This window comes from Arcicella sp. GW458-12-2-14-TSB2 (genome assembly GCF_059423785.1).
On record NZ_JBWKYN010000269.1, the window covers coordinates 1 to 5,289 of the forward strand.

The following is a 5,289-nucleotide window of genomic DNA, read 5'->3' on the forward strand; positions in this document are numbered from 1 at the left end:
CCACAGTATAATAGAAGTAATAGTTTTCTTTTTTATAAAAAATTAAATAAAAATTATTATGATTAAATATAAGATGTTGTTGAAAACTTTTTTGAAGGCTCTTTGCTTCGTCATTTTCGTAATGGGGTACTTTGATGTTTTCAGTCAAGATGCTCAGTTGGGAATTGAATACCTGAAATCGGGGGAATATGAAAAGGCGAAAACGATTTTTCAAAAATTGGCTAAGAACAAAGAGACTGCAAAAGATATTTATAAACCATACTTGGAAACTTTGGTGAAGTTGAAAGAATGGGACGAAGCTGAAAAGTTTGTTAAGAAACAAATCAAAAATGCAGATGCCAACCAAGCTAAATATTTAGTTGACTTAGGAAGACTTTATCAGTCAACTGACAAGAAAGACGAGGCTAAAAAAAACTATGATTTGGCGATTGATAAAGTAAAGGCGAGTGATGATGAAATGATAGATTTGGTGAATTACTTTGCCATGCAACATCAAACAGATTTAGCTATACAAACAATTGAGGTATCGAGGGCTTTTACAAAGACGGAAGATAAATATGCTGTACAGTTAGCAAATTTGTTCCGTATGGAAGGGAAAGTAACGCAAATGATAGAAGAGTACCTAAAGTTTGGTTTAGTGACTGATAATCAAGAAATGGTACAGTCAATCCTTCAGGATGAGTTGAAGGAAGACAAAGAAATAGAAGAATTAGAGAAAATACTCTACGCAAAAGTTCAACAATATCCACAGACGTCTTATTATACCGATATTTTGATTTGGCATTTGATTCAGAAAAAGGACTTTTATAAAGCTTTTGTTCAGGCTCGGGCATTGGATAAACGCTATAAAAAAGAAGGTATTCAAGTGACAGACTTAGGCTTTATGGCGCATCAAAATAAAGACTATGTCAATTCAGGTAAAATCTTTGAATACTTGATTAAAGAATATCCTAGACATCAGAACTATCCATTGTGGAGAAGAATGTTGATTAATGCCAAAGAAGAAGTGATTAAAACCACTTACCCAATTAATCAATCGGACATTCGACTACTCATTGGCGAATATACCAAGATGCTGGATGAACTGGGAACGAATCAAAGAACATTGGAAGCCCTAAGAAGCAAAGGGCTTTTGTATGCTTTTTACTTAAACGAAAAAGACACTGCCATTGCTGTTTTAGAAAAAGCCATCAAACTTGCCAACAATGATCAGTTTTTTGTGGATAAGTGTAAATTAGATTTAGGAGATATATACTTGTTGAAATCTGAACCTTGGGAAGCCACGTTATTGTATTCACAAGTGGAAAAATCAGAGAAAGATAGTCCGATTGGGTATGATGCCAAATTAAGAAATGCAAAATTGGCGTATTTCAGAGGAGACTTTGAGTTAGCCAAAGAAGTATTGGATATTTTAAAACAAGCGACTACTCGCGAGATTGCCAATGATGCGATGGAGCTGAGTTTACTGATTCAAGAAAACACAGGTTTTGATAGTACAGAAGCTGCCTTAAAAGATTATTCTACTGTTGAACTCCTCCTTTTTCAACATCGTAATGAGGAGGCTATCGCTAAATTAGGGGAAATGGAAAGGGTATATCGTGGAAATCCTATTATGGATGATTTGGTTTTTTTAAGAGCGAATATCTATTTGAAGCAAGGGAATGTGGATAAAGGGATAAAAGATTTGGAATACGTCATCCAGAATTTTCCACATGATATAAAAGGCGATGATGCCTTGTATCTATTAGCGAAAACATATCAGGATGTATTGAACCAATCCACAAAGGCGATGAAATTATACCAAGAATTGTTGATAAAGTATCCTGGCAGTATTTATGGGGCAGATGCTAGAAAAAGATTTAGAAATTTGAGGGGAGATACAATAAATTAATTACCTAAACGTATTACTATCAGGCCTGTAAGCTTATCCACTTACAGGCTTTTTTTGTGGATAAACCGCTAAATATGATTGCATGGTTTGAAACTCTACTTGATTGCTTTAAATAAAATTTGCTAAGACCATTTTAATCAAAGTGGCCTGCTTTTTTATTTTTTGTGTCTATCCTCTAATTATTCACAATCAAGTAAAATAGCCATGAAAAAACTCTTCTCTTTAGTCTTCATTATTAGTCTTGCTTTTTGCAGTGAGTTGTCCGCTCAACAACCAAAAATCGTTTTTGCCTGTAATTATTTTGGCAAGAAAGTATTACCTCAAGACATTTGTCCACAGACTATGGGATACATTTCTGAAAGCCATGCCGCAGAAGTAATCGGAAAATTTGCCAAAAAAATGGGACAAATTCATAGCAAGTTTAAAGTAATGCAATGTTCAAATACTGATAATTGTTTTGCGACTATCATTGAAGGACAACCCTATATTATTTATGACCGTGACTTTTTGGGAAGAGTAGAACGGACAGCTCAAACTGACTGGGCGGCGATTTCTATCTTAGCACATGAGATTGGGCATCATGCCAATTTTCATACCATAGACGGAGAAGGAAGTCGTCCTGAAAAAGAATTAGAGGCTGATTATTTTTCAGGTTTTTGGTTACACCAAATGGGGGCTACTTTAGAACAGTCACAACAAGCTATTCAGCATTTTCAAGAAGAGTTAGTAACTTCTACACATCCGCCCAAGTCGCAAAGATTAGAGGCCATCAAAAAAGGATGGCTAGAAGCTGATAGCGATAAGTTGGTGGAGGTATCGAGAGTATCAAAAAATGACCAAACAAATGTTCATTCGGATATTGATAGAAAAATTGAAAATATAGAAGTTGTTGAAAATAAGTTACTTAGTGCCAATGAAGCTTCCTTCAAGAAAACAGGTTGTGTGACGGGTAATTGCAAAGATGGAGAAGGGCTATTTGTCCACAAAACACAGGGGAGTTATAAAGGAATGTGGAAAAATGGTAAAAGAGATGGTTATGGAATACAGTATTATCCAAACGGAAATAAAATGTATGAGGGAGAATATCGAGCAGGCAAACGTGAAGGGAACGGGATTTATTATTTTCAAAACGGAGAGCGATTTGAAGGCAAATTTTTAAATGATGGTACAACAGATGACGGATACTATATCTTGAAGGATAATGAAATAAGTGAAATAGAATTAACCTATTTATATTCAGATGGTAGAAAAGAAATTATCCAAATTGTTAATGAATAGGATAGAATGTGGATAAAAGTAAATTTTAGGAAAAAATAGCTATTAATAATTCCCTATTAAATTCTTTGTTTGAAATACTCAAAAAATACAAAATAATTATGCTTGCATACTATTTTCATTTATGTAAACTTGTTATCTTTGTTTAACGCTATTGTAAAATATAGGGTTTAATTTGTATTTTATTTTGAAGAGGCATCGAATAAACTAAGATAGTCATGAAGAGCAATCCTAACATTACCAGAGTATTTGATTTACTACCTAATTGTGTACAAGCAGTAAATAAAGAAGACACCTTCGCTAGCAAAGTAAAAGGCGAATGGAAAAAATATAGTGCTACCGAAGTAATAAAAATCGTTAATCAAGTAAGCATTGGCTTAATTAAATTAGGGGTTAAAAAAGACGATAAAATTGCGCTGATTTCTAATAACAGACCAGAATGGAATTTTATTGAGTTAGGAGTTCAGCAATTAGGTGCTGTATTGGTGCCGATGTACCCAACCATCACCATTGAAGATTATCGTTATATATTTACGGATGCAGAAGTGAAATTGATTTTTGTTTCCGACAGAACCCTGCTAGCAAAAGTACTTGAAGCTACCAGCGTGTTGGAAGGCATAGAAGGCATCTATACATTTGATCATTATAAGGATTCAAAACACTGGTCAGAATTATTAAAGTTATCAGAGAATGAGGATTTCGCTCAAATAGAACCTTATAAAGCAGCTGTTTCTCCAGACGATTTATTGACATTGATTTATACTTCGGGAACTACTGGCAAGCCCAAAGGAGTAATGCTGACACATGATAACATCATTTCGAACATTGATGGATTGGTGATTGGAAAGCATTTAGAATTATCATCTAATGACAAAGCCCTTAGCTTCCTTCCGCTTTGCCACATCTACGAGCGTACCGATGTATATGTGTATATGTATTATGGCGTTTCGGTTTATTATGCTGAAAGTATGGATACCATTGCCGATAATCTAAAAGATGTTAAGCCTCAAGTATTCGCAACTGTTCCGAGATTGCTAGAAAAAGTATATGATAAGATTGTAGCAAAGGGTTACGAATTATCAGGTATTAAGAAACAGCTTTTCTTTTGGGCATTGAACTTAGGATTAAAATACGACCCAATGAAAGATATGGGTTTTTGGTATAATACACAGTTGAAAATTGCGAGAAAATTAATATTCAGTAAGTGGAAAGAAGCCTTAGGAGGCAATATCAAAATCATTGCTTCAGGTTCGGCAGCTTTGCAACCTCGTTTATCAAGGGTATTTTGGGCTGCTGAAATTCCGATTGCTGAAGGCTATGGATTGACTGAAACTTCACCTGTAGTTTCATCAAGTATTTTATCTGATTTTAGAGTGGGTTGCGTAGGTACAGTATTACCAAATGTGGAGTTGAAAATTGCTGAAGACGGAGAGATTTGTGTAAAAGGACCGTCAATCATGAAAGGCTACTACAAAAGACCTGATGCTACTGCCGAAGCGATAGATGCGGATGGATGGTTTCATACAGGAGATATAGGAGAGCTTTTTGAAGGACGTTATTTGAAAATAACAGATAGGAAAAAGGAAATCTTCAAAACGTCTGGCGGTAAATATGTAGCACCACAGGTAATCGAAAATAAATTAAAAGAATCAGTATTGATTGAACAAGCAATCGTTGTAGGAGAGGGACAAAAATTCCCGTCAGCTTTGGTTGTACCTGAATTCAATGCCTTGAAAGAATGGTGTACTAGAAACGGTGTAGAATGTAAAGATGCTACTCAGATGATTAAGAATGATAAGGTGAAAGAGAAAATAGATGAAGTAGTTAAAGACTTGATGAAGAATGTTGCCCAATATGAACAAGTAAAAAAGGTAGAATTATTACCTAAATTATTTACCATTGAGTCGGGCGAATTAACCCCGACATTGAAGCTAAAAAGAAAAATCATTCATAATAATTATAAAGAGTTGATTGAAGGAATATATAATTGATATTGTACAAGAGTTAGTATTGAATAGAAATATTACTCATCTCGAATTATAAAATCATAAAAACATGAGTCATCCCGAATTTTGGGCAAAATTTGTCCACAAGATATTGTGAATGGCTATTCTTATTCTGTA

3 protein-coding genes are annotated in these 5,289 nt (G+C 34.6%); all 3 read left to right on the top strand.

The features are described from left to right. The first annotated feature begins 58 nt into the window (after nucleotides 1-58). A complete protein-coding gene (locus tag AC07XN_RS23280) occupies nucleotides 59-1,891 on the top strand; it encodes a tetratricopeptide repeat protein (RefSeq protein ID WP_494744793.1) in 1,833 nt (610 codons plus the stop codon). A 204-nt stretch (nucleotides 1,892-2,095) separates the two neighbouring features. Continuing rightward, a complete protein-coding gene (locus AC07XN_RS23285; RefSeq protein WP_309923575.1) occupies nucleotides 2,096-3,169 on the top strand; it encodes a hypothetical protein in 1,074 nt (357 codons plus the stop codon). A gap of 215 nt (nucleotides 3,170-3,384) precedes the next feature. Beyond that, nucleotides 3,385-5,157: an AMP-dependent synthetase/ligase gene (locus AC07XN_RS23290; protein ID WP_494744794.1), complete on the top strand. Its 1,773-nt coding sequence runs from the start codon at nucleotides 3,385-3,387 to the stop codon at nucleotides 5,155-5,157. Nucleotides 5,158-5,289: the final 132 nt, after the last annotated feature.